At 42.4% G+C, this 26,255-nt stretch carries 29 protein-coding genes; 25 read left to right on the top strand and 4 right to left on the bottom strand.

Going from position 1 to position 26,255, the window contains the following annotated elements; translation table 11 throughout:
• Positions 1 to 8: 8 nt before the first annotated feature.
• Genes A8F95_RS14350 through A8F95_RS14340 form a run of 3 tightly spaced genes read left to right on the top strand, consistent with a single transcriptional unit; the run spans position 9 to position 2,574 of the window.
• Entirely contained in the window at positions 9 to 1,214 is a 1,206-nt protein-coding gene (locus A8F95_RS14350) for a Ger(x)C family spore germination protein (RefSeq protein WP_176713709.1), read from the top strand.
• The gene (locus A8F95_RS14345; RefSeq protein WP_065411121.1) at positions 1,211 to 1,432 is read left to right on the top strand and encodes a hypothetical protein; all 222 of its coding nucleotides are present in this window, start codon (positions 1,211 to 1,213) and stop codon (positions 1,430 to 1,432) included. Before A8F95_RS14350 ends, A8F95_RS14345 begins: the two co-directional genes overlap by 4 nt.
• Before the next feature lie 38 nt (positions 1,433 to 1,470).
• Positions 1,471 to 2,574, top strand: coding sequence for a GerAB/ArcD/ProY family transporter (locus A8F95_RS14340; protein ID WP_065411120.1), 1,104 nt, complete (start codon positions 1,471 to 1,473; stop codon positions 2,572 to 2,574).
• Positions 2,575 to 2,599: 25 nt separating this feature from the next.
• Here A8F95_RS14340 and A8F95_RS14335 read toward each other — a convergent pair whose 3' ends face one another.
• Both A8F95_RS14335 and A8F95_RS14330 read right to left on the bottom strand, forming a co-directional pair.
• On the bottom strand, positions 2,600 to 4,012 hold the full coding sequence (locus tag A8F95_RS14335) for an FMN-binding glutamate synthase family protein (RefSeq protein WP_065411119.1): 1,413 nt from the start codon (positions 4,010 to 4,012) through the stop codon (positions 2,600 to 2,602).
• Between the two features lie 150 nt (positions 4,013 to 4,162).
• On the bottom strand, positions 4,163 to 4,960 hold the full coding sequence (locus tag A8F95_RS14330; protein WP_065411118.1) for an SDR family NAD(P)-dependent oxidoreductase: 798 nt from the start codon (positions 4,958 to 4,960) through the stop codon (positions 4,163 to 4,165).
• A gap of 204 nt (positions 4,961 to 5,164) precedes the next feature.
• Here A8F95_RS14330 and A8F95_RS14325 point away from each other — a divergent pair, with 204 nt between their 5' ends.
• From A8F95_RS14325 to A8F95_RS14315, 3 genes are all read left to right on the top strand, one after another.
• On the top strand, positions 5,165 to 7,336 hold the full coding sequence (locus A8F95_RS14325) for a sensor domain-containing protein (RefSeq protein WP_065411117.1): 2,172 nt from the start codon (positions 5,165 to 5,167) through the stop codon (positions 7,334 to 7,336).
• A gap of 212 nt (positions 7,337 to 7,548) precedes the next feature.
• Positions 7,549 to 8,946 (top strand): M28 family peptidase, encoded by a 1,398-nt coding sequence (locus A8F95_RS14320; protein ID WP_065411116.1) that lies wholly within the window; start codon positions 7,549 to 7,551, stop codon positions 8,944 to 8,946.
• A gap of 240 nt (positions 8,947 to 9,186) precedes the next feature.
• Positions 9,187 to 10,062: an immunoglobulin-like domain-containing protein gene (locus A8F95_RS14315; protein ID WP_065411115.1), complete on the top strand. Its 876-nt coding sequence runs from the start codon at positions 9,187 to 9,189 to the stop codon at positions 10,060 to 10,062.
• 93 nt (positions 10,063 to 10,155) lie between these two features.
• Here A8F95_RS14315 and A8F95_RS14310 read toward each other — a convergent pair whose 3' ends face one another.
• Together A8F95_RS14310 and A8F95_RS14305 are read right to left on the bottom strand one after the other, a co-directional pair.
• Complete coding sequence (locus A8F95_RS14310; RefSeq protein WP_065411114.1) at positions 10,156 to 10,455, bottom strand: spore coat protein; 300 nt, start codon at positions 10,453 to 10,455, stop codon at positions 10,156 to 10,158.
• Positions 10,452 to 10,658 (bottom strand): hypothetical protein, encoded by a 207-nt coding sequence (locus A8F95_RS14305; RefSeq protein WP_065411113.1) that lies wholly within the window; start codon positions 10,656 to 10,658, stop codon positions 10,452 to 10,454. Before A8F95_RS14305 ends, A8F95_RS14310 begins: the two co-directional genes overlap by 4 nt.
• A gap of 168 nt (positions 10,659 to 10,826) precedes the next feature.
• Between A8F95_RS14305 and A8F95_RS14300 the strand changes: the two genes are divergently transcribed.
• The 19 genes from A8F95_RS14300 to A8F95_RS14210 all read left to right on the top strand — a co-directional run bounded on the left by A8F95_RS14300 (position 10,827) and on the right by A8F95_RS14210 (position 25,985).
• Entirely contained in the window at positions 10,827 to 11,042 is a 216-nt protein-coding gene (locus A8F95_RS14300) for a spore coat protein (RefSeq protein ID WP_065411112.1), read from the top strand.
• Between the two features lie 10 nt (positions 11,043 to 11,052).
• Positions 11,053 to 11,415, top strand: a complete 363-nt coding sequence (locus A8F95_RS14295; RefSeq protein ID WP_065411111.1) for a spore coat protein — start codon at positions 11,053 to 11,055, stop codon at positions 11,413 to 11,415.
• 16 nt (positions 11,416 to 11,431) lie between these two features.
• On the top strand, positions 11,432 to 12,568 hold the full coding sequence (locus A8F95_RS14290) for a zinc-dependent alcohol dehydrogenase (RefSeq protein ID WP_065411110.1): 1,137 nt from the start codon (positions 11,432 to 11,434) through the stop codon (positions 12,566 to 12,568).
• A 144-nt stretch (positions 12,569 to 12,712) separates the two neighbouring features.
• Complete coding sequence (locus tag A8F95_RS14285) at positions 12,713 to 13,033, top strand: 2Fe-2S iron-sulfur cluster-binding protein (protein ID WP_065411109.1); 321 nt, start codon at positions 12,713 to 12,715, stop codon at positions 13,031 to 13,033.
• Positions 13,034 to 13,186: 153 nt separating this feature from the next.
• Entirely contained in the window at positions 13,187 to 13,612 is a 426-nt protein-coding gene (locus A8F95_RS14280) for a hypothetical protein (protein WP_176713708.1), read from the top strand.
• A 627-nt stretch (positions 13,613 to 14,239) separates the two neighbouring features.
• Positions 14,240 to 15,256, top strand: a complete 1,017-nt coding sequence (locus tag A8F95_RS14275) for a zinc-binding dehydrogenase (RefSeq protein WP_065411108.1) — start codon at positions 14,240 to 14,242, stop codon at positions 15,254 to 15,256.
• 237 nt (positions 15,257 to 15,493) lie between these two features.
• Positions 15,494 to 16,759, top strand: a complete 1,266-nt coding sequence (locus tag A8F95_RS14270) for a molybdopterin molybdotransferase MoeA (protein WP_077247384.1) — start codon at positions 15,494 to 15,496, stop codon at positions 16,757 to 16,759.
• Positions 16,756 to 17,277: a molybdopterin-guanine dinucleotide biosynthesis protein B gene (gene mobB, locus A8F95_RS14265; protein ID WP_245671346.1), complete on the top strand. Its 522-nt coding sequence runs from the start codon at positions 16,756 to 16,758 to the stop codon at positions 17,275 to 17,277. The genes A8F95_RS14270 and mobB overlap by 4 nt, the downstream gene beginning before the upstream one ends.
• Before the next feature lie 109 nt (positions 17,278 to 17,386).
• Positions 17,387 to 18,469 (top strand): hypothetical protein, encoded by a 1,083-nt coding sequence (locus A8F95_RS14260; protein WP_065411106.1) that lies wholly within the window; start codon positions 17,387 to 17,389, stop codon positions 18,467 to 18,469.
• Positions 18,456 to 20,624 (top strand): molybdopterin oxidoreductase family protein, encoded by a 2,169-nt coding sequence (locus tag A8F95_RS14255; RefSeq protein WP_065411105.1) that lies wholly within the window; start codon positions 18,456 to 18,458, stop codon positions 20,622 to 20,624. The genes A8F95_RS14260 and A8F95_RS14255 overlap by 14 nt, the downstream gene beginning before the upstream one ends.
• Complete coding sequence (locus A8F95_RS14250; RefSeq protein ID WP_065411104.1) at positions 20,625 to 21,182, top strand: 4Fe-4S dicluster domain-containing protein; 558 nt, start codon at positions 20,625 to 20,627, stop codon at positions 21,180 to 21,182.
• A gap of 14 nt (positions 21,183 to 21,196) precedes the next feature.
• The gene (locus tag A8F95_RS14245) at positions 21,197 to 21,718 is read left to right on the top strand and encodes a Rieske 2Fe-2S domain-containing protein (protein ID WP_065411103.1); all 522 of its coding nucleotides are present in this window, start codon (positions 21,197 to 21,199) and stop codon (positions 21,716 to 21,718) included.
• A complete protein-coding gene (locus A8F95_RS14240) occupies positions 21,708 to 21,917 on the top strand; it encodes a hypothetical protein (RefSeq protein ID WP_065411102.1) in 210 nt (69 codons plus the stop codon). The genes A8F95_RS14245 and A8F95_RS14240 overlap by 11 nt, the downstream gene beginning before the upstream one ends.
• Complete coding sequence (locus A8F95_RS14235; RefSeq protein ID WP_065411101.1) at positions 21,907 to 22,218, top strand: hypothetical protein; 312 nt, start codon at positions 21,907 to 21,909, stop codon at positions 22,216 to 22,218. Before A8F95_RS14240 ends, A8F95_RS14235 begins: the two co-directional genes overlap by 11 nt.
• Positions 22,196 to 22,489, top strand: coding sequence for a hypothetical protein (locus A8F95_RS14230; RefSeq protein ID WP_065411100.1), 294 nt, complete (start codon positions 22,196 to 22,198; stop codon positions 22,487 to 22,489). Before A8F95_RS14235 ends, A8F95_RS14230 begins: the two co-directional genes overlap by 23 nt.
• Complete coding sequence (locus A8F95_RS14225; protein WP_065411099.1) at positions 22,482 to 23,996, top strand: nitrate/nitrite transporter; 1,515 nt, start codon at positions 22,482 to 22,484, stop codon at positions 23,994 to 23,996. Before A8F95_RS14230 ends, A8F95_RS14225 begins: the two co-directional genes overlap by 8 nt.
• Position 23,997: 1 nt before the next feature.
• Positions 23,998 to 24,654: a sensor histidine kinase gene (locus A8F95_RS14220; protein WP_065411098.1), complete on the top strand. Its 657-nt coding sequence runs from the start codon at positions 23,998 to 24,000 to the stop codon at positions 24,652 to 24,654.
• Positions 24,655 to 24,869: 215 nt separating this feature from the next.
• Positions 24,870 to 25,529 carry a response regulator gene (locus A8F95_RS14215; protein ID WP_065411097.1) on the top strand — a complete coding sequence of 220 codons (660 nt, stop codon included), beginning with the start codon at positions 24,870 to 24,872 and terminating at the stop codon, positions 25,527 to 25,529.
• A 12-nt stretch (positions 25,530 to 25,541) separates the two neighbouring features.
• Positions 25,542 to 25,985, top strand: coding sequence for a GAF domain-containing protein (locus A8F95_RS14210; protein ID WP_065411096.1), 444 nt, complete (start codon positions 25,542 to 25,544; stop codon positions 25,983 to 25,985).
• The last annotated feature ends 270 nt before the right edge of the window (positions 25,986 to 26,255 follow it).

The following is a 26,255-nucleotide window of genomic DNA, read 5'->3' as shown; positions in this document are numbered from 1 at the left end:
TCATGTTGGTGGAAAAAAAGAGAAATAGCTTCATAAAATGTGCCCTTCTCTTCTTATCTTTTAGCGGCTCGCTTTTTCTGTTGAGTGGCTGTTGGGACAGAGTCGAGATTAATGATTTGGCCATTATTACGGCTGCCGCGATTGACAAAAAGGATGTCAACCAAGTTGAGCTCTCCTTGCAAATATTTATCCCTAAAGCGATGGGAGGAGGGCAAGGTGGAGAAGGTGGAAGCGGGGGTGAGAATGTAACATTTGTTATCTCTCAGGCAGGAGTCAACATTGCAGACGCTTTATCGAAGCTGCAAGCAGACTTTCCCCGTAAAATTTTTTGGGGCCAATGTAAAGTCTTTTTATTTGGTGAAGAATTGGCGAGAGAGGGAGTATATGAGTCTCTAGATTTCCTGCTTCGTCATCCAGAGCCAAGAGAGAGAGGCTATGTGTTCGTTAGCAAAGGAAAGGCGAAAAACATTCTAGCGATGAAAACAAATTTGGAACCTTATTCAGGAGAAGCCGTTCGGGAAATAGCTACACTGGGCAGTGGATTAGCCGTTACTTTACAAGATTTTGATGAGCTATTGACGGGTGCTTCTCAAGGTGCAGCACTTCCATATATGAAAGTAGCTTCAAAGAAAGGAGATAAAGAGAGCTCTTACGACTATACATCATTTATCGGAGCAGCTGTATTTAAAAAAGATCGAATGGTCGGTGATCTTTCACGGAAAGAAACGAGAGGATTGCTATGGCTAAAAAATGAAGTAAAAGAATATACCGTTACTGTGAGGCCTCCCGGGGAAAAGGGGGAGTTGTCCTTCACTCTTGGGACTGTACAAGTTAAGGTTGATCCCCAAATTAAAAATAAAGAGTGGAAAATGAAGCTGGATGTTAAAGTAACGGGGATGGTTATACAAAATGGAACGAATTTAGACGTTAACGATCCGAATTCCTTAAAGATCGTACAACAAGCTTTCCAAAAGAGCGTTAAACAACGGATCGAGGGAGTTATCGGAACAGCACAGCATAAACTAAAAGCAGACATTGCTGATTTTGCAGAAGAGTTCCATCGGAAATATCCGAAACAATGGAAACGAGTAGAAAAGCGCTGGGAAGAGGTCTTTCCAAACGTGAAAGTACAAGTCCAGGTGAACGCCGAGGTTCGCAGGCAAGGATATATAAACCAACCAGAAAAAGCAAGGGAAGGGGTAGACAACGAATGAAATGGACAACTTTCTTTATGGTGGCATTAATCGTGGCAGGCATCTTTTTGTTTCAGTGGCCAAAAATGAAGCAAGCACCTAGAAAAGATAAATGGGTATTTAGTTTGTTGCTATTAACGGGCTGGGGAATATCATTGTTTGACATTCAGCACATAAGCGGGCCTATTCAATTGAAAGCAATTATTTTCGGGCCGCTTGGACAATTTATGAAAAATTAGATTTTATTCTTGATTTATTTAAGAAAAGGGGAAAGTAGATGAAAGAAGTTAAAATTTCATCCTTGCAGCTGTCCATGATGATGTATCCCACCATTCTGGCTACCGCTATTCTTACGGTTCCAAGCGTTACAGCGAAGTTCGCTGCTCACGATCTCTGGATGTCACCTATTTTGGCATCTTTCATGGGGGGTGTGGCAGTATTTATAGCGGTTCAATTACATAAACTTTATCCGGAGCAGACCATTATAGAATACAGCGAAAACATTATCGGCCGGATACCAGGAAAGATTATCGGGTTTTTTGTTCTGATTTTCTATCTTGAAATGACGGGAGAGATTGCCAGGTCTTACAGTGAATTTATTGTCAGTTCCTTTCTATTTAAAACTCCTATTATGGTCATTATTGCCTTGATGCTCCTTGTCTGCGCCTTCGCAGTGTACGGCGGTTTAGAAACTATGGCAAGAGCAGCCCAATTGTTTTTTCCTGCTTTTTTCGTTCCGCTAATTATTTTGATTATTTTACTAAGCCCAGATTTCAAATTTGAAAATGTATTTCCAGTATTGGAGGAAGGGATTGTTCCTCCTGCTAAAGGGGCTGTTGTGCTAAGCGGATGGTTTGCTGAATTTTTTTTGATTGCCTTTTTCCTACCTTTTTTATCTGATAGAAAAAAAGCCATGAAGCAAGGGATAATCAATGTGGTAGCTGTAATGATTACGTTAACGCTTGTGAACTTGACCGTTCTTTTCGTCTTGGGCGTGTCGACAGCATCTAAGACTTATCCTTTGATGAACGCCGGACGGTATATTAGCTGGGCGAACTTTTTTGAGAACTTGGACGCTGTGATTATGGCGGTTTGGATTTTGGGAGCGTTTGTCAAGCTCACTGTTTTCTATTTTGCAGTCGTTTTAGGTACTGCCCAGTGGCTGAATCTTTCCGATTACCGTCCGATTGTATGGCCGGTAGGAATTCTAATTGCCGAGTTCTCTTTCTGGGGAATACCAAATATGATGGTATTTGCCCGGGATGAAGATCAGTCGTTTCCTTTTTATTCAATTTTGATTCAAGTTCTTTTTCCACTATTATTATTAATGATCGCTATGATCCGGAGAAGAAAAGGGGAAAACAGAGCTGTCAATGAATGAAAATAATAAGGTGTCAGCGCAATAACTAGTTTTTTTCATGCTTATCTGTCCAAGGATCGAATGTAAAAGGAATGCCAACCATTCGAGCGATAGATTCATCATAGGATACTAAATCTTCTTTTGACAGCTCTTTTAATGAACGTTTCCCCATGGCCCGCAAGGCTGTTTTCATTTCTTCTGTGCTGGCAGTTAAAAACTTTTCTGCCGTCTTAATTCCTTCTTCGACTTTAAATTGATCTTTCAGCTTGCCGTTATACCAAACAACTTGGGTTGGAGGCTCAAATGGAAGGGGAGCGGTGGATTGACCATGTGATACGGCAAATAAGATGGATGATCCTAAATAAATGGCATCCGCACCAAGGGCAAGTGCTTTTAAAAAGTGACCCGGTGTCAACATACCGCCGGAGATAATCAAACTAATTTTTTGTTTCATCTTTCTTTGCTCTAAATGATTCACAGCTCGAACGACTGCATGTAAGGTTGGAATGCCAAAGTCGTCAGATAAAATAGGAGGGGCGCTATAAGTTGCCGCTTGTCCCCCATCAATCGCAATATAGTCCACGCCCATTTCGATTAAGTGATCAATATCTTCCTCAACTTTACCTCCTGCGCCTATTTTTGCCCCGATGGGAACGCCTCCAGTCAATTTTCGAAGCTGTTCTACCAGCTCTTTCAAGTCGTGTAATGTTTGGTCTTCGAAAAAATGTTCATGGATGATGGCCATCTCACCTTGTTGAAGCCCCATGACTTTACGGGCATTGCCTGTTAAGTCTTGAGGAGAAATGTGTGCTCCCATTCCGAATAATGCGCCTTGACCAAGCTTAATTTCAATCATGTCGGCACGCTTGATGGTTTCTTCTTCTTTCGCCCACTCCGTTTTGGAAAACTGTAAAATATATTTTCCAGCTGCCTGTAACTCCTCGGACAGCACGCCACCTTCACCGGAATTAATCGCTGTTCCAGTATTTTTAGCCGCACCAGCCAGCGAAAGCCTTGCTCGTTCGCTTAGCGAGACGCCATAGCCCATCCCGCTGATCATGAGCGGAATGTTAATTTTCATTGGCTTTTTTGCTTTTGGGCCAATGATTACCTCTACGTCTACTTCTTCTTCACTGCTGACAGCAAAAGGGGCCGTTTGTGCAGGGACAAAGGTAATAGCATCAAGGTGCGGCCATTTTTTTGAAGAGCCGAGCGGGCGATGAAGCACCTTGCCTGTTTCTGCCCGCAAGCTATTTTCCAATGTATTTTGAATGCCCATATGCCGCAGACCAGGCATGAGCTCCATAATATTTTCCTGGTAACTGTCAGATAAAATAATGTTTCCAGCATGCTGAACCATTTTCTTTATCACCCAGCGCCAACTAATGAGTAAGAATAAAAGCAGAATAAATAATGTGACGGTTATCCCAAATGTTAAATAGGATACGATGTATGGCATGTTCTCTCCTCAATCTTGATTTAGATTCTTTAGCTGCCCGCATTATTTCCTATTTTTACTTTATTTATTCGTCAAGAAGAAAAGAGCTTGTCCAACAATAATTGTATCCTTATAGAGGAGAAGAAGTTTAAAAATACATAAAATGATTGCTTAATAATAATGTTCCCGGGGACCTTTATAATCTTGAATTGTATTCCCGCCATCTACAACGAAGAGCTGACCTGTAATATAAGAGGCCTGTTCAGATGCTAAAAATGTAATTAAATGCCCGACTTCCTCAGGCTGGCCGTTTCTGCCCATTGGGGTGTTTTCACCGGCTATTCTTTCATGCTCTGTTTGTGAGCCAGTTGTAATCCAGCCAGGAGCTACGTTGTTCACTGTAATGTTATGTTTGGCTACCTCGATTGCAATGCCTCGGCTCATACCAACCATAGCCGCCTTTGCCGCGCTATAGCCAGATTCTCCGGGATTGCTGACAAGTGGCCCGGTGACAGAGGAAACGTTGACAATTCGGCCGTATCGATTTTCGATCATTTGTGGAAGGGCCGCTCGTGTGACATGAAAGCAAGTAGATAAATTGCGTGAAATAGAAGTATTCCATTCTTCAGTATCAAGTTCTACAAAAGGAATAAATTTTTCAGGTGAGCCCACTTGCCCCATGCCCGCATTATTAATAAGGATATCAACTTTTCCATAGTCCTTGAACACTTGCTGGACAAGCTGTTCTGCCTGATCAAAATTCATAAGGTCGGCTATATAGCCTTTTGCATCAATTCCAAGCTCTCTTAGCTCCTTCTCTCGCTTGTAAATTCTTTCCGTCGTGGAAGTGATCGCTACTTTGCCGCCAAGCTTGCCAATAATTTTGGCCGCAGCAAATCCAATGCCTGAGTCGCTTCCTGCTCCTGTTACAAGACAAGTTTTCCCATTAAATTGTGTATGTACTTTCATATTTTTCTTCCCTTCTATTAAAATAGTCTAAACTATTTTAATAGTATAACAAATCATTCGAATGATAAGAAAACAGATGTAAAAAAGACACTATTTTGGCGAAAAAAAGAAAGTTATCTTAAATATAGTTGTATTGACCTAGTAACTTTGGTATAATCTGCCTAAATTATTCACATACACTGGTGAGTTGATCGGAGAGTGAGGATGGTGGGATACAGTAGAAGCGTTTATGATGATCAACCAGAGCTTCTTCTAATGGACTTGCAACAACTACATGCTTCTTTGAGTAAATTTGATGTAAAGCAACGAGCCGCTTTTGAACGGTTAGATAGCGAAGTTGTAAGGTTTATTCGAAATCATACGGACTTATTAAACGCTGTGGATCAAGCTGTCATCATCGGTATTACGGATACAAAAGGAAGAATTTTGTATGTAAATGATAGTTTTTGTAAGATTTCTAAATATGTACGAGAAGAATTAATCGGAAAGAATCACCGCCTCATTAATTCTTCCTATCATCCTAAAGCTTTTTTTAAGGATATGTGGGATACGATTGCCTCGGGAAAAGTTTGGCGGGGTCAGGTGAGAAATAAAGCCAAAAATGGCGAGCACTATTGGGTGCAGACAACCATCGTTCCGATAAAGGATGAGAAGGGAGAAGTAAGCTGCCATATCGCCTTGCGCACGGATATTTCTAAAGGGAAATTTCTTGAAGAAAAGCTGCGCATGTCGATAGCAGAAGATTACGACCGGACCATTAAACTAGTGAATCACCTTGTTTTTAAACTGAAGAAAAATGACAGAGATGATATTGTCTACTCCTATATAAATGGCGGAATTGTGAATCTATTTAAAAAGGATCATATGAAACAACTTAATAAATCTCTTCATTCCATTTATCCGAAAGAACAGGCTTCTTTTTTTCTTGAGCACTATGAAAAGGCGTTTAGGGGAGAATCCATCTCCTATAAATATAAAATCGGAAAGCTATGGCTGTTCACTTCGCTCACTCCGGTTGAAAGAGACGGCCAAATTGTAGAAGTGGTTGGAACGACGAGCGATGTGACCGATCTTGAGAAAATGCAAGAAAAAGTTCATTTTATGGCTTACCACGATGACATGACCAAGCTGCCTAATCGCATGAAGCTTTTAGAGGATTTAGACCGGCAAATGAAAGGAAGAGAGCCTTTTACTGCTTTTTATCTTGATATGAATAACTTTAAAACTATTAATGATTCTATTGGCTATAAGATAGGGGACAAGTTAATTATTCTCGCAGGGCAGCGGATAAAAGAATTTTTTAAACAGTCTGCTATGGTTTACCGAGTCGGAGGTGACGAGTTTTTTGTTGTTTGGCGTGATTCTGACAAGATTGAGTCGACTGTGACCGAGCTGCTTGATCAGCTAAGCCTGCCTTTTGTCATTGACAGTCATGAAATTTCTATTTCTTTTAGTTTAGGCATCAGCCATTTCCCGGAGCTGAGCCAGGATGTAGAAAGCGTGCTGCAGCATACTCATCTTGCCTTACAAAAAAGCAAGCAAGCGAAAGAGAATAATTTTGTTTTTTACAAACCTGAATTATACAGGCAGTATCAGCAAAGGGCTGAAATGGAGAAAGAGTTGCGATCAGCGATTGATTCGAGTGAGTTAACCCTTTTGTATCAGCCTAAAATGGATAGTAAGACAAACAAAATGATTGGAGTAGAAGCGCTCGTTCGCTGGCAATCGCCTAAATACGGAATGGTTAGCCCAGGGAGATTTATTCCCTTGGCAGAAGAAACGGGCTTAATTAGCAGGATTGGCAAATGGGTTTTAACCGAAGCGTGTAAGCAAATGAAAGAATGGCTGGAAAAAGGCTATCCAGCGATTAGAATGGCGGTAAATATTTCTGCGAATGAATTGCAAAGTCCCAATTTTGTGCAGCAAGTAGAGGAGATTTTACAAAAAACAGGGGTGAATCCTTCTTGCCTGGAGCTAGAAATTACAGAAAATAGTATGCTATCACAACAGAGTGGCGCCGTATTAAATGAACTAAGAAAATTAGGTATTTATTTATCTATAGATGATTTTGGTACAGGCTATTCTTCACTTAGCTATTTAAAAACATTTCCTGTGGATTGTTTAAAGATTGATCAAAATTTTATTTTTGATGTATTCAAAGATTCAGGAAGCGCAGAGATTGTGAAGGTAATTATCCAAATCGCTCATACTTTTAACTTAAATGTGATTGCGGAAGGTGTCGAAAATAGAAAAACTGTTAACTTTCTCTTAAATAATAAGTGTAATCAAGTGCAGGGCTATTTTTATAGCAAACCAGTTTCACCTAGGACAATTGAGCGTTTTTGGATTGAGTCTTTTCAAGGGTTAAATAATTAATAGATAGATGAAAAAACTGTCTAGGTGCATGAGACAGTTTTTTACATGGGTTAAATTTCCCAGAATGGATTTCTTTAATGTGAATAACGCAGGAAAATATCGGAATAATAGCCTATTTTGAAAACGCTTACTTTGTTATAGAATGATCACTAACCTATACATTTACATAGGCACAAGAGATCAAATATGAAAAAGGGAAGCGAGGGAATAAGATGGGGAAATGGAAAAAGGCTGTTTTATCAGGAACGATTGCAACAGGTGTCATGATGGCACCGTTTGCGGTGTATGAGGCGCCAGTTACGGTAGCAGCTTCTTCGCAGGCATTTGACAATAAAGTTGTCAAAAAAATTGATGCTGAAACAATCTATCAGCACGTATCAGACCTATCTGTTGGCATTGGGGAGCGTGTAGCAGGTACAGCAGCAGAGAAAAAGGCGGTTGATTACATAGCTGCCCAGTACCGTTCCTACGGCTTAGACGTGGACATCCAGCCGTTTGAATTTCGAACGTATCAGGAAGCAAAAGAGGTTTCTGCTCAGGTGGCGGGACATCCCGAACAAAACTTAAAGCCAACTGCTTTCCAATACTCTCCTAATACGCCAGATGAAGGGTTGACGGGTGAAGTTGTTTTCGCTGGTTTAGGACAAGCATCTGACTTTACGGGGAAGGATGTAAAAGGAAAAATTGTGCTGATTGAACGAGGCACCATTCCTTTTGTTGACAAAGCAGCCAATGCAGCTAACGCAGGAGCAAAAGCAGTGCTCATTTACAATAATATATCAGGCACGTTAAAGAGCAGCTTATCTTCTACCGGAAAATTTGTGCCTACACTTGGAGTAACAAAGGCAGAAGGAGAACAATTGAAGGCTTTACTTGATGAAAAAGAACCAGTTACCGCTACGGTAAAAATTCTCGGTTCCGGTTTTGTAACAAAAACATCTTATAACGTAATTGCTACGAAAAAGGCTCATAAAAACCATGACACAGGACAAATCCTCTATGTGGGGTCACACCATGACTCGGTGCCAGGATCTCCAGGAGCGAGCGATAATGCTTCTGGCGTAGCAGTCAATCTTGAAATCGCCCGCGTTTTGAGTGATCAGCAAACGGATACAGAAATTCGTTTTCTGACGTTTGGAGCGGAGGAACTTGGATTGCTCGGTTCTTATCATTACGTTTCTACGCTAACGGAAGAGGAGAAGGATCGTTCGATCGGCATGTTCAATTTTGACATGGTCGGCAGCAAAAACGCTGGTGAGATGATTATGTTCACTGTAGACGGCCAGCGAAATGTTGTGACAAATACCGGTGCCTCAGCGAGCACGCGTGTGTATAAAGAGCTGACTTATGGAAAAGTGGGGCGCAGCGATCATCAGCCATTCCATGACAGCGGCATTCCGTCAGCTGCCTTCTCCTATGCACCGCTTGAGCCTGAGTATCACCAACCGACTGACACAATCGATCATATTAGCAAAGAAAAAATGGAAAACATGGCAAAGGTCGTAAGTGCTGGCATTTATCAAATTGCCCGCAAGGATACACCAGCATTAGAGCGATCTAACGTAGCGCCAAAGCCAGTAGAACCTCCATTTGAAGACCGTCCGCTTTAATAAAATACGGAGAAGGTCGTGTAATTGAACCTGACTTCACGAACAAGTTAAATAAAAAATGCACCCTGAAAATGATCTTTTGGGGTGTATTTTTATTTTGTAACAATTTTATGTTAAAACATTATGTGCAAAATTCAAAATAAGTCTTTATATCAAATAAAATTACTTTAAAGGTAAATGTTAACATTTGGAAGGATATCCTCCACCTGTTCAAGAAATTAAACAACAAAGGAGGATTCTATGAAAAGCTATGTTTCTATTTTCGTTCTTTTCATCATCATTTTAACAGGATGTGGCACTGAAAATGCACAAGGCACCAAACAGGAATATCAACAGGCAAAGGAGAACAATGACTTGCCGAGCCAGTTTGGAAGTGAAGCAGCAGGGAAGAAAATGAAGCCTGCTTTTCCTTACTGGGACCAGCCAGCTTGGGAACGAGGAGACATCATCATAGAAAAAGACATGAAGACGAATCTGTTAGATGGTTTATTTGTAAATGTTCCGGGACCGATACAACGCCCGAACCAGCTCGTTTCCGTTGAGTTGCAGAAGCTGCCGAATGGGACGAAGATGCAGCTTCTGCTAGAGGATTATGACTGGGAGAAGAAAACGTATACCTCCATACTTGAAAAAGAAGCAGTTAGACGACAGGATACTTTCCTTAAATTGCCTAACGAAGAAAATAAGGTATATCGTTTAACCGCGAATGTAGTAAATAAACAATCGGAGCAACTGTTAGATGCCGTCCAGTACCGCTTTTATGTGCCTTACCAAACAGCAGAGTTAAACGTTAAAATAACAGCTGAAGAAAAAGTGGCTGATCAATCTCTTGAAGTGAAAACAATGAATTGGGGGCCAGCTGATGTAGAAGTGAGTAAAACATACTCGATCAGCAAGTGGGAAGACAAGGAATGGAGGCTTGTTTATCCAAATGGCCCCCAAACCGATGAGTACGTATTTGAGCGACTGCCTCCAGGCGAAGAAATGAAGTCAGAGATTGATGTTTCGGATTTAAAGCCAGGGCTGTACCGGTTTGAAAATGGAATAAATGTAGGAAATACAGATATTGCCGGAGGAACAGTTTTGGCTGCTGTATTTGAAGTGGTGAGAAAATAGAAAAAGCCGGCAATCATAATGTTTATCATATAAAAAGCTCGCTAACCTTGACATTTGTCTCGTTTAGGCGAGCTTTTTTATATGGAGAGAACATTAATCTTTCGCAAGGTTGATGGCCGTTTGGGCTGCTTCGAAGTCTACTTGCAGCTGTTCATTTAACGCGCCTGGGTGATAGTAACCTTTATCAATCATATAATGGCTAATGTTTTTGTGTGTCTCGATTGCTGTTCTCAATTGCTCTCTTAATACCGATCTTAATTCGGGGGTAGCCGTTTCCGTAAGAGCGACTGCAAGGTTTCGAACCCCCGCTTTCGCTGAAATGAGAAAATCGGTAGCGATCACTTGATCGGTCATTCCACCCATTCCGACGAGGTTCTTTAAAATCGAGTTCATGAATAATTTCCTCCTCCCTGTAGAAAAGCCCGTAATTGCTGAATATGCTGTTGTCCGATGGTGGCATCATTTTCGAGCAGTATTTTCAGCTCCTGATCCTTTACTAACCCGCTCATCAACGCTGACTTCGTGACGCAAAGGTTTTTGAATGTCAGTAATTCGTGTGTATCTACTGTTTCATGCAGACCTAAAGATTTCCTCATCTTGTTCACTCCCCATTGGTTGTTTACTCGTTTAGGTTATGTAATCCTGTGATGATTATCCCTCTATATCAGTATGGCTTTCGTACAATGGGAAGTCTGTTTTTACAATAGTATAGATTATAGCTGGAGAGGGAAAATAAGACGGTTAAAGCAGCGGAGGTGAATACGATGGAACAAAAAGCAATGGGATATCATGAAACAATGGAAATTCATGAAATTTTTAATATGAAAACGACTTGCTTGCTTAAGTCTAAAATGATGCAAGGAATTTGTTTAGATAATGAATTAAAGGCTCTTATGGAAAAGGATGTAAAACAATCTGTGCAAGCCATTCAAGAACTTCAGGGACTCTACAAAAAGGCCCGGACTGATTACGTACAATGAGGTGAAAAAGATGAAAATGGATTTTTTAGATCCTGCTAATGCAGAAGGAATGCTTGAAAAAACGGATGCGGCCCTTTCATTAGATTTTCTGTTATCTATTAAAAACGGCATTCGCAATTATGCATTCGCCATTACTGAGACAGCCAGTCCGGAAGTAAGAGATGTGCTATGCCGGCAGTTGGAGCAAGCATTGAATTTACATGAAGAGGTTTCTGAACTCATGATGAAGAAAGGCTGGCTATATCCTTATGATGTAGGGAAGCAGGTAGAATTAGATTTAAAGTCAGCAACGATGGCGCTTGATATTGCTGAGATGACGCTCTTTCCTCTAGATACCGATCGGCAAGGGATGATGGCAACACCTGATAAGTAAAGAAGGAGGACTATTCGTGAAAGCTGTTACGTACCAAGGTTTAAAAAATGTGAGTGTTAAGGACGTAGAAGATCCAACAATTGAACGAGAAGACGATATTCTTATTAAGGTGACTGCTTCAGCTATATGCGGCTCAGACTTGCATTTAATTCATGGACTTGTGCCCAACATGCCGACTGATTATGTAATTGGCCATGAGCCAGTGGGCATCGTGGAGGAGGTAGGTCCGGGAGTCACAAAGGTAAAAAAAGGAGACCGTGTCATTATTCCTTTTAATGTCAGCTGCGGCGAGTGCTGGTATTGTCAAAACGACATCACGAGCCAGTGTGATAACTCGAATCCTCACGGAGACATGGGCGGGTTTTTGGGGTATTCCGAAACAACAGGCGGGTATGCCGGCGGCCAAGCCGAGTATTTGCGTGTCCCTTTTGGGAACTTTACTCCTTTTAAAATTCCAGATAACTGTGAAATAGAAGATGAAACATTGGTATTACTAGCAGATGCTGCATCGACTGCCTATTGGAGCGTGGATCACGCGGGAGTAAAGAACGGTGATACCGTGATCGTTTTAGGCTGTGGACCAGTCGGGCTGCTTGCTCAGAAATTTGCCTGGCTGAAAGGAGCGGAAAGGGTCATTGCCGTCGACCATCTTCAATATCGTTTAGAACATGCTAAAAAGACGAATAAAGTAGAAATCGTTAACATCGAACAGCATGAAAATACAGGGAATTATTTAAAAGAAACGACTCGTGGCGGGGCAGATGTTGTGATCGACTGTACCGGGATGAGTGGAAAGATGACTCCGATGGAATTTCTTGCGTCAGGCTTAAAGCTTCACGGCGGAGCGATGAGTGGGATCGTCATTGCTTCTCAAGCTGTAAGAAAAGCGGGTACTATTCAAGTCACTGGAGTTTATGGCGGACGATACAACGGTTTTCCGCTGGGAGATATTTTTCAGCGCAATGTAGATATTAGGACAGGACAGGCGCCAGTCATTCCAGTAATGCCTCATTTGTACGATATGGTGACTGAAGGAAAAGTAGATATAGGAGATGTCATCACCCATATTCTGCCGCTCGATCAAGCCAAACATGGATACGAGGTATTTGATACGAGAACAGACGGATGTATTAAAGTAGTTCTAAAGCCTTGAGGGGCTCTTTTAAAAAAGCCAGCAAAATTGCTGGCTTTTTTATTTTTAAATTTCCCCTCTCTATACAGTATACAAAATTGTTCTTTAACCAAAACTTGTGAGGAAGAGAAATGGATAAAATGGATCTATTAGGGGTGTGTCTGTATGCCGATCGTTTCTGTTATAGGATATGGAGAGTTTAAAGTAGAAAAAGGGAAAAAATTAGTTTTAGCATTAGAAGATAATGGTATTCATATCCTCCACCGTTGTGGAGGAAAAGCAAGGTGTACTACTTGCCGTGTGGAAGTATTAGCGGGTGAATATTATGAAACAAAAGAAATTGAAAAAAGTGCTCTTTCAGAAAAAGGGATTGAAGATCTTTTACGATTATCCTGCCAAGTCTATGTAAACGGGGATGTAACGGTTCGGCCAATCTTGACAGTTGAAAGCTCTGGCATGAATGCGGGCCCTAGACCAGCTGATTAACATCGTTGAGTACTTTAAATACCGATTTTTAATTAAATACTGAAAGCTCATTACATCAATATTCTGGAGGATAGATTAAAAAGCGCCCAAGAAAATAAAGAATTAAAGCATATGATTAATTGAAAGTTCATTTTTAAAAGTGGGGGCGTTTTTATGAACACAGAAACTCAAATCTTTCCAGAAGACCATTTGCATGACATGCGTGCAGAAGAGGAGCAGCCGATTGAGGCTGATAGCAGAATTGGTCGATTTGGCCGTCCGTTCGGTGGATTCGGTAGACCGTTCGGATTTGGGAGACCCTTTGGGTTCGGCAGGCCGTTCGGATTCGGCAGACCATTCGGATTTGGAAGACCGTTTTTCGGTCGGCCATTTTTCGGCAGACCGTTTTTTGGTAGGCCATTTGGATTTGGGTTTGGCTATCCTTTCTATCCTTACTATGGATTCGGAGGTCCTTTCTTTGGAGGACTCGCTGGAGGTTTGTTAGCTGGCGCTTTGCTAGCTCCATACGCGTACGGCTACCCATACTACGGCTATCCATACTATGGTTATCCGTATTACGGCTACCCATACTACTGGTAAAAAAGTAAAGAGATAGACGAATTCTGTTGTTCATAGTGAAAATGTTTTCGGTCAGGAGAAATTCTAACAGGTCTCTTGATAGGAAGGAACGATTTTTTACAAATTAACAGGTTTTTGTTTAGTAAGCTTAAACTAGAAAGATTTATCGTTGGCGGGTTAAGTCCAGTAATGCTAAGGGCTTAACCCGCTTCCTTTCTTGTGTCAATAATGAGGTAAATCACTAGCTTGTCCGATCAAAAATAAAAAAGGTTTCTTAAAAAGAGGAGAAGGGCACGCGCCCATTTTCTTGAATAATGAAGATTCTTTTTATCTATTTACTAGCCTATGCTTCACTTGGAAAGCAAAAATAATATTTCATTTTTACGGAGCAGTAGGTCAACAAAAGAATGGCCGTAATAATATCGATATTGCGCTGCGAAGAGGATATAAATTGGAGTTCATTTTGGAATTTGATATTTTTCCAATATGGTCACATCCTTGTATCCTAGTTTGTCCTAACTATGATGTGATGGTTTCTTAGGATGCTAGAGTTGATATAGGATATCTCGGAGCAAAATAGTTGTTATTTACTGACTATTCAGTTAGGTTGGAAGAAAGAGGGGAATTTGTGAAAGGGAGGGCTTGACAGTGAAAGCGATTGTTTTGAAGGGACTTGGGGGACCTGATCAGCTATCATACGAAGAAGTAATGACTCCTAAGCCAAAAGGAAATGAAGTCGTCGTTAAATTAAAATATGCTTCTTTAAATCGAAGAGATGTATGGATCCCGTATGGAAAATATCCTGGCATAAAGCTGCCGGCTATACTCGGGTCAGACGGAGCTGGTGAAGTGGCGGCTTTAGGCGAGAATGTCAAGAATATTGAAGTTGGCAGTGAGGTCATTATTAACCCTTCTTTGAATTGGGGAGAGAGCGATGCTTTTAACGGTCCCGATTATTCCATATTGGGAATGCCGACAAATGGAACCTATGCTCAATACGTTGCGGTACCAGTCGAGAATGTGTACCCTAAGCCGGAATACTTATCGATGGAGGAGGCGGCCGCTTTGCCGTTATCCGCTTTGACGGCTTATCGAGCAGTAGTAGTTCGAGGAGAAGTGAAGAGGGATGAGACGGTCTTCATCCCTGGAATCGGCAGTGGAGTAGCTTTATTTGCCCTCCAAATTGCAGCAGCAACTGGTGCAAATGTCTATGTCACTTCAAGCAGTGATGAAAAGCTTGAGAAAGCGAAAGAGCTTGGGGCGATAGGAGGAGTGAATTACCGTTCAGATACATATGTAAGAGATTTAAAAGGCGAAATAGGCGGCGCTGATCTTCTAATTGATGGAGTAGGTGGAAAGACTTTTAACGATTTAATACAATTGGCTAAGACGGGAGGAAGAATTATTAATTTCGGAGCAACGGCAGGCCCTGTGCCGGACCTTGTGCTTCCACGCCTATTTTTTAAACATTTAGATATCAAAGGAACCACGATGGGGAGTTCGCGGAATTTTGAAGAAATGCTTCAATTTTTTGCTGATCATGAAATCCGGCCGGTTATTGATCGGATATTCCCGCTGCAAGAAGCAGCTGAGGCTCAGCGCTATATGGAAAAAGGCCAACAGTTTGGCAAAATTATATTGGAAATTCCAGAAGGTGATGAGTAAGAAAAGACCTATTATTTCTTATAAGTGAACTTTTGATACGAATAGGGCTTTACGATACAATGGGTGCATGCAGCTGCATGCACCCATTGTATCTTCTTTAACTCCTGGCTCTGTTAATGGTAAAGGTTGTTTTTCAATAGTCGATTAAAATAAAAATCAACAATCAAGTATAATAGAGCCGAATTTTTTTAAGAGGCTGCTTAAAAGCAAATAAAGATAAAAGAGGAGAGAAGGAAATTGGAGAAAAGAACACCAATCACCGTTGCTGAAGCTGTACGAAAAGTGATGGCTGTAGCGGGCAGCGGAAAAAAAGAAACAATACATATTGATCAAGCCTATGGGCGGAGATTGGCGGAGAATGTGATTGCCAAGCATCCGGTCCCGCCTTTTGATCGCTCTCCATATGATGGTTTTGCGATCCGCGCCAAAGATTCTAAGACCGCTTCACGAGATCACCCGGTTACATTCCGGATTGCCGGCGAAATTGCAGCTGGCGATGTGTTTACAGGAGAAGTGAAGGAGCAGGAAGCCGTACGAATTATGACAGGTGCCCAAATTCCCGACGAGTGCGATGCGGTCGTTATGTTTGAACTGACAGCCGAACATTCAGATGAAAAGAATAAATATATGACGATTAAACGCCCATTCACGGAGGGCGATAACGTTTCCTTCGCTGGCGAAGATACAAAAGAAGGAAGAGTGCTCGTCGAAAAAGGAGAATCTATTAATCCAGGAGTGATGGCCCTTTTAGCGACATTCGGGTATAGTACGGTAGAAGTGGCGGAGAAGCCTGTTATTGGGGTATTTGCCACCGGGTCAGAGCTGTTAGATGTCCATGAGAAGTTAGAACCGGGGAAAATCCGTAATAGCAACGCCCATATGATTCTCGCCCAAATCGAACGGGCAGGAGCGGAGCCGCTGTATCTTGGTAAGCTGCCGGATCAATTCGATCTTTGTCTGTCAGCTATTCAAAAAGCGTTGGGGAAGGTAGACATGCTCATTACAACTGGAGGGGTTTCCGTAGGCGACTACGATCTTTTACCGGATATCTACAAGGAAATAGGAGCTAACGTGCTGTTCAATAAAGTAGCGATGCGTCCAGGAAGCGTAACGACGGTTGCTGAGACGAACGGAAAAATTTTATTCGGTTTGTCCGGGAATCCTTCCGCTTGTTATGTTGGGTTTGAACTGTTTGTCCGGCCGGTCGTTCTTCATCGTTCATTCGCCAAGGAGCCTCATTTGAAAAAGGTAACAGCTAGGCTAATGGGGGACTTCTTAAAGCCTAATCCGTTCACCCGCTTTGTGAGAAGTGCCATCGAGATAAAAGATGGCTGCTTAGAAGTGGATCCGAGTGGATTTAATAAATCGAATGCGGTTGCTGTGCTTGCCTATACTGATGTGCTCATGGTGCTTCCGGGCGGCACGAGAAATTTTAAAAAAGGAGACATGGTCGACGTGCTCCTCCTTGATTCTGATAAAGGCAGTGAGTGGCCTTGGGAGTGAATAAGCCCATTCTTCAAGTGACGGGCTATCAAAACAGCGGCAAAACGACGCTGATGATGGAGCTAATTGAAGAAGCTGCTCGCCAAGGATGGACAGTCGCTTCTTTAAAACACCACGGCCATGGCGGAACCCCGTCCCTTTCTGAAGATCTAAAAGATAGCGATAGGCATCGCCGGGCGGGAGCTCTCGCTGCGGGAGTAGAAGGCGGGGGGGTATTGCAGATCACGGCTGCAAAAGAAAACTGGCAGCTGGAAGAAATTCTTGCGTTATACCGCTCTCTTCCTGTTGATCTCCTGCTTGTAGAAGGCTACAAACAGGCAGAGCATCCCAAGATCGTCTTAATTAAAGAGGAAAAGGAGCTGAATTTGCTGGATCAGCTCCAAAATATTCAAGCGGTGATCAGCTGGCAGCCACTCTCTGTAAAGAATCAGGGTTATCCTGTTTTTCTGCTTGAGGAAAAAGAAACCTATAAAAGTTGGTTTGTCCGTTATGTAAAAGACTGCTTCTTTGCACAATAAGGGAATATCCCCCTGAAGATGGGGAAATCCCCCGATATGGAGAACACTATCTTTTTCTTATGATAAGAATCAGATAGTGTTCTTTTTATTTGTAAGGAGGAAGCAAAAAATGCCACAAACAGCCATTATCAAACAGAAGAAGGAACGATCCATTAACAATGCGTTTGCTTCTCATTATGCAAAGTCGATGTTTCTTACCGTCAGCGCCCTGATTCTTTTATCTTTTATCGGAACAAGAATGTTTACCCATATTGATTTAAACCTTTACGGTTACATGGTCGGAACGATCGTGTTTATCGGTGGCTTTTTCTACCGCTTCATCGCCTGGGGGGAGAGACCGCCGACAAAGATTTTCATCAAAAAAGGATTGAAGTTATTATTCCGTCCCACAACAGCTAAAACATCCGTTGATCACCTAGCGATCTATAATTTTATCTGGAATCGGGGAATTTACCGCTGGACTCAGCATATCCTGATTGGCTGGGGTTGTATCCTTTCCTGCTTTGTTACGTTTCCGCTCGTATTCGGCTGGATGTATTTCACAATGGAGGAAAATGGCTATTACACAGTGGTTGCTCTCGGAATGAACATTCTGCATGTAAAAGCAGACGGGGTGTTAGCCTTCTTCTTTTATAACGCCCTGAACTTTACAGCCGTTATGGTGATCATCGGAGTATGTATGGCGCTATACCGCCGCCTGAAAAATATGCAGGCACGCGCAGAGCAAAAATTCATGTACGATTTTCTCCCTTTATATTTATTATTATTAGTTGCGATTACAGGCTTACTGCTCACATTTATGAACATTTTCCTGCACGGTCAAGGACAGCCGATCATGTCACTTATTCATCAGTATGCCGTTATTGTTACACTGATTTATCTTCCTTTCGGAAAGCTTGCGCACATTCCTTTCCGCCCATTGAGTGTATTTGTCAAAAACTACCGCGAGCATTACGCGAAACGATCCATGAAAGAGTGCAAAGTATGCAGCGAGTCGTTCGTTTCCACAGAACAGTCTAATGATGTACGCGAAGTTCTCGGAACAAATGATATTCATTTTGATATGGAAGATGGTTTTAACTTAGCAGAATTATGCTTGCCATGCCGACGTAAATATCGAATCTCCCGTTTCTCCGGCATTGCGACTCACGAAATTAAAGTCAAGGAGACGAATCAGAATGCAAAGGGATAAATTTTTTAAAGAAATAGATAACTTAACACATCCAAATGAAAGGTTAATTAAAACGCATTGCAGCTATTGCGGCATGCAGTGCGGCATGAACTTGCGTGTTAACACGATCACGAACAAAATTATCGGGGTAGAGCCAAGATATGACTGGCCTGTCACGGTCGGTAAAATGTGTCCAAAAGGGGTGACAGCTTATCAGCAGACCAATCACAAAGATCGTTTGTTAAAGCCGCTCATTCGTGATGATGCTTCGCTGAAGGGGACGAAAGAAGGCTTTCGGGAAGCGAGCTGGGAAGAAGCTTATGATCTCATTGCTGCTAAATTTAAAGAGCTTCAAGAACAATACGGAAAAGACAGCTTATCCGTTTTCAGCGGCGTATCGATGACGAATGAAAAGTGTTATTTAACTGGAAAGTTTGCCCGTGTGGCTCTCGGAACACGTTATATCGATTACAATGGCCGGTTCTGTATGTCGAGTGCAGCAGGAGGATTCCTGCGCTCATTCGGAGTTGACCGCGGTTCCACTCTTCCATGGACTGATATCCATGAAACCGACTGTTTATTTATTGCGGGCAGCAACACAGCGGAATGTCATCCGACCTCTATGTTCCGCGTCTGGGCAGTACAGGAAAGGGGGGGCTATCTTATCGTAGCCGATCCGCGTGAAACACCGATCGCCAGAAGAGCAGATATCCATCTTGATTTAAAACCAGGAACAGATTTGGCCCTAGCGAATGGTATTTTAAATCTCTTAATCCAAAATGGCTATGCGGATGAAGAATTCGTTCGTCAACATACGAACGGGTTTGAAGAAACGAAAGAACTCGTTAAAGAATTTACACCTGAATACACAAGTGAACTTACCGGGGTTGCTATCGAGAAGATCGTCCGGGCGGCAGAGATTTACGGTAAAGCGCCGAATGCGATCGTTATGTTCGCAAGAGGAGTGGAGCAGCAGCATAAGGGAGTCGACAATGTGTCCGCTTATGTGAATTTAGCGCTAGTTACGGGGAAAATTGGACGGACAAAAGCAGGGGTGGCTACTTTTACCGGCCAGGGCAACGGCCAGGGCGGCCGCGAGCACGGACAAAAAGCAGATCTTTTACCGGGATATCGCAAAATTACCAATCCTAAGCATGTTCAGGAAGTATGTGATGTATGGGGCATTACACCAGAGGAAATGCCGGGACCGGGTGTTTCCGCTTATGAAATGTTTGAACTGATGGAGAAAAAAACGATTCGGGGCTTGTATCTGCTCTGCTCTAATCCGGCTGTTTCAGCGCCAAACCTTAACTTTGTTAGACAGGCCATGAAAAATCTTGACTTTATGGTTTGTGCAGATTTTTATTTATCAGAATCAGCAGAGTTTGCTGATGTTGTGCTGCCATCGGTTACATGGTCAGAAGATGAGGGAACGGTCACCAACTTAGAAGGGCGGATTATTAAGATTAATCAAGCTCAAGAGCCGATTGGGGAATCAAAACCGGACTGGAAAATACAAGTAGAACTAGCTGAACGGCTCGGAAGAGGAAAATATTTTTCACATTTACACACAGCAAAGGATGTTGCCGATGAATTCCGATTAGCTACTAAAGGCGGATATGCTGATTATTATGGGGCCACTTGGGATAAGATCGACAAGCAGGATGGAGTCTTCTGGCCTTGTAAAGATGAAAAGGATGCAGGAACACCCCATATGTTCCTGGATAAGAAATTTTATCATGAGGATGGCCGGGCAAAGATTTGTGCACTGCCCTATCGGCCGCCAGCGGAGGAGCCCGATGAACAATATCCGCTTCGCTTAACAACTGGAAGAGTCGTCTATCATTATCTGTCCGGCAACCAAACGAGACGAATTCCATTTTTGAAAGATATGTGCCCGGAACCATTTGTGGAAGTACATCCGGAAACCGCCTTAAAGTATGACATCAATCATGAAGAAAATGTTCGGCTGTTTACCCGCCGTGGAGAAGGAATCTACCGAGTGAAGATTACGGAAGCTATTCGACAGGATACAGTATTTGTGCCCTATCATTTCGGACATGAGCAATCTATCAATTTATTAACGATTGCAGCGCTTGATCCAATGTCACGCATGCCGGAATTTAAAGCGTGTGCCGCACAAATTGAAAAACTAGAACAAAAGAAGGTGCAATAAATGAAAAAGAGGCTGTATTTAGAACTGGAAAATTGCATTGGGTGCCGCTCCTGCCTTGCAGCATGTACCCAGTGCGGAGGACACGAAGAACGAAATCGAAACTATGTATACGACGTGAATCCTCTCGTTAACCGGCAGACGATGCCTCTTATGTGCCTTCACTGTGTGAATCCGGCATGTGCGAGAAGCTGTCCGGCCCAAGCGATTCAAATTCATGAAACAGGAGCTGTCTTATCGGCTCTTGTAGAAAAGTGCATTGGCTGTCAAAACTGTACGATTGCTTGCCCGTACGGCATTCCTAAATTTGATACAGAACAAAATTTAATGTACAAATGTGATTTATGTATTGACCGCACAAAAGATGGCATCCCGCCCATGTGCGCAAGCGTCTGTCCGACCAATACACTTCAATGGTTAACAGACGAAGAAATTGAAAATAAAAAGCAGCATAACCTTGATAACGGAAAATGGGTCACAAGCATGCCTTATTTAGAAGGAGAAACGAACGTCAAGATCAGCCTCCCAGGGATTTTACAAGGGGTAACAAAGCTGTTTTAGGAGGAATAAGCACGATGGACAAAAACAATAAGATTCCTTTTCAAGAAGATAACTATACTCATAATATCGAGCGTAACGGCGAACGAACGCTGGATCGCCGGGGATTTATGAAAACACTCGTCGGGGCGGCTGGCTTATTCGCTGTTTCTTCACTCCCATGGGGGGCGGTAGCAGCGAAGGAATTAATGGGGCTTAGCGATAAAGGCTATCCAAAAAAGAAAATTGCGGACGTCTCAAAAGTAGCGATTGGTGATTCCGTTAATTTTTCCTTTCCAGGTGAGCATGACAGTGCCCTGTTAATTAGACTTAGTGAAAACAAGTATGTTGCTTATCAAAATGCCTGTACTCATCTTCGCTGCCCGGTATTTTGGGTGAAGGAAAAGGGCGAAATGATCTGCCCATGCCATCACGGGAAATTTGACGCCCAGACAGGAGAGCCAACTGTGGGCCCGCCAAGACGTCCGCTGCCAGAAATTAAAGTAAAAGTAGAAAACGGCACAATTTATGCAGTAGGGGTGAAACGCTATGAAGCGTAGCTATCTGAGTGTGGCCGTTCTTTGTGTCATTTTGATGATGAACATCGTCTTTACCCAATTGATCGTTCACCAATATTTCTTTGAACATTATGTAACTGTTTTAATTTATTGCGGATTCAATATTTTATTATTTCCGATTGCTCTACTTGTTTATCAGCAGGATAGAAAGCGCAAAGGAGTGCATCACGATGAACAATGAAACCTATTTGGATTTTTGCTTTATCCGGCCTGAACAAGGCGAGTTCAAACAGGAGGTTGACCGGCTGCTCGCGGAGCTGTTTAGCGGCAAGCGGTTGAAATGGTATTTAGAAGAAAAGAAGCAGGATGGCCTTGAAGTGGTCGTTGCCGAAGTGAAGGGCATGAGTAATTGGTCCTCTGAAGAAGAGCTAGTCTTACATTTGGAAGACGAGGCGGACGAGCGCTTTTGGAACTATATACAAGGCTATCAGTTTTATATTTATCCATTCACGAAAGGGTGTGGCTCCTGCGGAACTCATTAATATAGCAGAATTGGATTCTTACGTATCCATTCCGGTCCAGTTAGCCATCCATGATGAAAATGGGACGAAGGCGCCGTGGTCGAAAAAAGTAATCGAACAGGTGACACTTTGCCCGGATGGCACCCATCTCCGTTTATATTTTGACCAGCATCATTTTCTTGCAATTCCGCGAATGAGTCAAGTAGTAAAAGATGATCGGCTGTGGATCGCTCACGACGAAGAAAATAAATTAATCTATATGATCCGAAAGGAAGAGACTTTCCATGAATAAAAAAGTTCAGCTGCCGTTGCAGACGCTAAACTTAACAGTTGGTTTTATGATTTGGGTTATTTTATCCTCCCTCATGCCATTTATTAAAGAAGACATTGCTATTCCGCCAGAGCAGCTTGCCTGGGTTACGGCGATACCGGTTATTCTTGGCTCTTTATTAAGAATTCCGCTCGGTTATTATGCAAACATATTCGGAGCACGTAAGATTTTCCTTGCTAGTTTCGTTGTTCTTCTTTTTCCTATCTATTATATTAGCCTAGCAGATAGTTTTGTGGACTTGATGATCGGCGGTTTATTCTTAGGGGTTGGCGGCGCCATCTTCTCTGTTGGTGTTACCTCATTGCCGAAATATTATCCGAAAGAACGGCATGGACTGGTAAACGGCATTTACGGAGCTGGGAACTTAGGAACAGCGGTTAGTACCTTTGCAGCTCCAGTCATCGCTTCGAAAATTGGCTGGTCTGCTACTGTGCAATTATATTTAATCCTAGTCGGTCTCTTCTTTGCAGCCAACTTCTTCCTTGGCGATAAAAAAGAGGAGAAAGTAAAAACACCATTAGTAGAACAGATCAAGGGTGTCTATAAAAATGAAAAAATGTGGATGCTTAGTTTGTTTTACTTTATTACATTCGGTTCATTTGTCGCTTTTACAATTTATCTGCCCAACTTTCTAGTCACAAATTTCGGTCTGGAAAAAGTGGACGCAGGTATGAGAACAGCAGGCTTCATTGTTGTGGCTACTCTCATGAGACCGCTCGGCGGCTGGCTGGCTGACCGTTTTCATTCATTGATTTTGCTTATGTTTGTGTTTGCTGGAGTGACAGGTGCTTCTATTCTACTGTCATTTGCTCCGTCCATCCAATGGTATACAGTGGGCTGCTTAACAATTGCTTTTTGTGCAGGCGCTGGAAATGGCATTATCTTCAAGCTTGTGCCAACATATTTTCATAAGCAAGCAGGGATTGTAAACGGCATCGTATCGGCAATGGGAGGACTCGGTGGCTTTTTCCCGCCTCTAATGCTGACATTACTGTTCAATTTAACTGGCCATTACGCGATTGGATTCATGGCTTTGTCGGAAGTAGCGCTCGTAAGCTTTGTATTAGTCATCTGGTTATATTTCCAGGAGAGACTCGACCTTTCCAAACAAATTATTAGCCATACAGCGGAAGGGCTGATTGTAACAGATAAGAGCGGCACCATTATTATGGTTAATCCCGCCTTTACTCAACTAACAGGTTATGAGGCAGATGAAGCGATCGGCAAGAACCCAAGCTTCTTAAAATCTGGTATTCAGACGAAAGAATTTTATGAGAAAATGTGGGGAGCGATAGCAGAAAAAGGATCGTGGCAAGGGGAAGTATGGAATCGCCGCAAAGATGGCCGTAATTATTTAGAATGGCTGACCATTAGTGCGATTAAAAATGAAGCAGGTGAAGTGAAGCAATATGTCGGCATGATTAGCGACATGACAGAGCAAAAATTAAATTGGTCAAAGGAGGGATAGGATGGAGAAAAAGCTGGTGGATCAAGAAATCAGCTCCTATATTATTCAGTTCCAAGAAGAAGAATTAAAGCGGATTGCTACGGAGCTCCATGAGGGGATAGGACAGACACTGTACGGTATTTACACTAGTTTAGGCTTTTTGGAAACCGGGCTGGATCAACCAGAGATGAAGCAGTATATGCAGGAAACCGCTTTACTCATGGAAAAAACAATTAATGAAGTACGGATGCTGTCAGTGGAACTTTATCCGCCAGCTTTGGAAATTGGACTAGTCCCTGCCATTAAAAGTTATGCTAAGCTATTCACATCGACTTATGGTATTATAGTAGAAATCGAGTCAAGCGGTACTCCGCAAGATATATCTAAAAGCGGGAAGCTCGTTTTATTCCGTGTTTGTCAGGAGGCGCTTGCCAATATTGCTAAATATGCTGGCACATCGTGCGCTTCTATTATAATAGAGTGGGAACCGTCTCTTGTAAAAATGCAAATACAAGATTACGGCGAAGGGTTTGACCTGAAGGAAGCATTAAAGAAAACATCAGGGCTTGCAGCGATGAAGGGAAGGATGGATCTCGGCGGAGGCACATTTTCAGCCGAATCCGAGATAGGGAAGGGATCTGCTATCAAGGTTTCACTTCCTCTTGAGCAGCCTTCGTAGTGCAGCGATTATTCATGGCAAATAAGATTAGGCTAAAGAGGAAAATAGCGGCCATTTAATTTAAGTCGTGGTCGATTCAAAAAGGCAAGCAATAAAAATTAAAGTGTTTCAATAGCCTGAAAGCCTCCATCATTGGAGGCTTTCAGTATTTTTTGGTTTAGTAAGGATTTATTGGCAGATAGAACGGGAAGTTAATAATGAGGGGGATTGCTATCATGATTAAAATATTACTTGTGGACGATCATTCTGTAGTCCGAATGGGGCTGAAAATGCTGTTAAATAATCATTCTGACATAGAGGTGGTAGGAGAGGCATCAGAAGGGAATGAAGGTATCCAAAAAGCGCTGGAGCTTCATCCTGATGTTGTCATAATGGATTTAAGCATGCCTCATGGAAAAGATGGCTTATCTGCTACGTCAGAATTAAAGAAGCAGCTTCCGCATGTTCATATTCTCATCTTAACGATGCACGATGATGAGGAATATTTATTTCAGGCAATTGAAGCCGGTGCTTCTGGCTGTTTGTTGAAGAGTGCGCCGCATGATGAGCTGTTATCTGCTATCCGGTCAGTCGCTTCAGGACAAGCTTACCTCCATCCATCAGCGACAAGAAGATTAATGGAAGAGTACATAGGTACGATACGGCAAAGTGGTTCAGGAGGGGGTTCGTATAATTCACTGTCAGATAGGGAAAGGGAAGTGCTAACGCTTATTGCTAAAGGCTATTCTAATAAAGAGATCGCGGAGCAATTAGTAATCAGTGTCAAGACTGTCGAAACACATAAAGGAAACTTAATGGAGAAACTGCAAATGAAAACACGGCCGGAGCTTGTGGCATATGCTCTGAAGAAAGGGCTTCTCGGCTATGGTATATAAGAGGAATCATTTATGATAAATAATACAGGGGAAGAGCAGCAAGTACTCCGCTTATTTGATCAATTAAGAGAGCGTATTTCCATTGATTTTGTGGCTCTTGCTTTTCAAAATGTAAAAGGAACAGACATTACGTGGCGCTATGCAGCCGGCAATAGCAACGATAAATATAAACGAATTACCGTTCGTTATGGCAAAGGAGTGGCTGGAAAAGTTATTTTAACTGGCCGATCCATTCTCGTTGAGGAATTTCCGCACAACATTAGTGGGACAGTACTAGATTACCCTATTATGCTCGCTGAAAAACTTGTATCCGTTTATGCAGTGCCGCTTTTTCCTTTTAACCATCCAAAGGGAGTCTTGCTTATTGGACGAAGGAACAAGGCAATATTTACGAAGAGAGAACAGTTGGACGTGCAAATGTTTGCGGAAGATCTTGAAAGTATCATAATGATCTGAAGCTCAGTTGGTATCAGGAAACAGTCATTGACCAGGTTTATTCAAGAGGGGCATATGACTGTTCGCAAATACGCTAAAAAAGACGAAATATGTGTAACGATAAGAGAATTTGAAGGAGTTGTTCGGCTTGTTGTTGAAGATAAGAAGAAGAACTCGAAGAAATAACAACCTCCGCGGGGTCGGTTTATTTAGCATAGAAGAACGAGCACGAGCAGTAAAAGAGACACGGATCGTGTCAAAGACCCTGCTTGAACAATAAGTCTTGCCACT

This window comes from Pseudobacillus wudalianchiensis (assembly GCF_001685015.1).
Classification (GTDB): domain Bacteria; phylum Bacillota; class Bacilli; order Bacillales; family Domibacillaceae; genus Pseudobacillus; species Pseudobacillus wudalianchiensis.
This window is presented reverse-complemented; position numbering and strand designations above follow the sequence as displayed.

What these genes read in the sequence shown, in the direction of transcription:
- A8F95_RS14335 (WP_065411119.1), bottom strand. Translation starts at nt 4,012, where the DNA reads ATGCCATACATCGTATCCTATTTAACATTTGGGATAACCGTCACATTA.
- A8F95_RS14295 (WP_065411111.1), top strand. Translation starts at nt 11,053, where the DNA reads ATGAAAATGGATTTTTTAGATCCTGCTAATGCAGAAGGAATGCTTGAA.
- A8F95_RS14340 (WP_065411120.1), top strand. Translation starts at nt 1,471, where the DNA reads ATGAAAGAAGTTAAAATTTCATCCTTGCAGCTGTCCATGATGATGTAT.
- A8F95_RS14210 (WP_065411096.1), top strand. Translation starts at nt 25,542, where the DNA reads ATGATAAATAATACAGGGGAAGAGCAGCAAGTACTCCGCTTATTTGAT.
- A8F95_RS14325 (WP_065411117.1), top strand. Translation starts at nt 5,165, where the DNA reads ATGGTGGGATACAGTAGAAGCGTTTATGATGATCAACCAGAGCTTCTT.
- A8F95_RS14300 (WP_065411112.1), top strand. Translation starts at nt 10,827, where the DNA reads ATGGAACAAAAAGCAATGGGATATCATGAAACAATGGAAATTCATGAA.
- A8F95_RS14305 (WP_065411113.1), bottom strand. Translation starts at nt 10,658, where the DNA reads ATGAGGAAATCTTTAGGTCTGCATGAAACAGTAGATACACACGAATTA.
- A8F95_RS14255 (WP_065411105.1), top strand. Translation starts at nt 18,456, where the DNA reads ATGCAAAGGGATAAATTTTTTAAAGAAATAGATAACTTAACACATCCA.
- A8F95_RS14220 (WP_065411098.1), top strand. Translation starts at nt 23,998, where the DNA reads ATGGAGAAAAAGCTGGTGGATCAAGAAATCAGCTCCTATATTATTCAG.
- A8F95_RS14245 (WP_065411103.1), top strand. Translation starts at nt 21,197, where the DNA reads ATGGACAAAAACAATAAGATTCCTTTTCAAGAAGATAACTATACTCAT.
- A8F95_RS14280 (WP_176713708.1), top strand. Translation starts at nt 13,187, where the DNA reads ATGAACACAGAAACTCAAATCTTTCCAGAAGACCATTTGCATGACATG.
- A8F95_RS14345 (WP_065411121.1), top strand. Translation starts at nt 1,211, where the DNA reads ATGAAATGGACAACTTTCTTTATGGTGGCATTAATCGTGGCAGGCATC.
- A8F95_RS14235 (WP_065411101.1), top strand. Translation starts at nt 21,907, where the DNA reads ATGAACAATGAAACCTATTTGGATTTTTGCTTTATCCGGCCTGAACAA.
- A8F95_RS14260 (WP_065411106.1), top strand. Translation starts at nt 17,387, where the DNA reads ATGCCACAAACAGCCATTATCAAACAGAAGAAGGAACGATCCATTAAC.
- A8F95_RS14320 (WP_065411116.1), top strand. Translation starts at nt 7,549, where the DNA reads ATGGGGAAATGGAAAAAGGCTGTTTTATCAGGAACGATTGCAACAGGT.
- A8F95_RS14225 (WP_065411099.1), top strand. Translation starts at nt 22,482, where the DNA reads ATGAATAAAAAAGTTCAGCTGCCGTTGCAGACGCTAAACTTAACAGTT.
- A8F95_RS14240 (WP_065411102.1), top strand. Translation starts at nt 21,708, where the DNA reads ATGAAGCGTAGCTATCTGAGTGTGGCCGTTCTTTGTGTCATTTTGATG.
- A8F95_RS14250 (WP_065411104.1), top strand. Translation starts at nt 20,625, where the DNA reads ATGAAAAAGAGGCTGTATTTAGAACTGGAAAATTGCATTGGGTGCCGC.
- A8F95_RS14315 (WP_065411115.1), top strand. Translation starts at nt 9,187, where the DNA reads ATGAAAAGCTATGTTTCTATTTTCGTTCTTTTCATCATCATTTTAACA.
- A8F95_RS14215 (WP_065411097.1), top strand. Translation starts at nt 24,870, where the DNA reads ATGATTAAAATATTACTTGTGGACGATCATTCTGTAGTCCGAATGGGG.
- A8F95_RS14310 (WP_065411114.1), bottom strand. Translation starts at nt 10,455, where the DNA reads ATGAACTCGATTTTAAAGAACCTCGTCGGAATGGGTGGAATGACCGAT.
- A8F95_RS14285 (WP_065411109.1), top strand. Translation starts at nt 12,713, where the DNA reads ATGCCGATCGTTTCTGTTATAGGATATGGAGAGTTTAAAGTAGAAAAA.
- A8F95_RS14330 (WP_065411118.1), bottom strand. Translation starts at nt 4,960, where the DNA reads ATGAAAGTACATACACAATTTAATGGGAAAACTTGTCTTGTAACAGGA.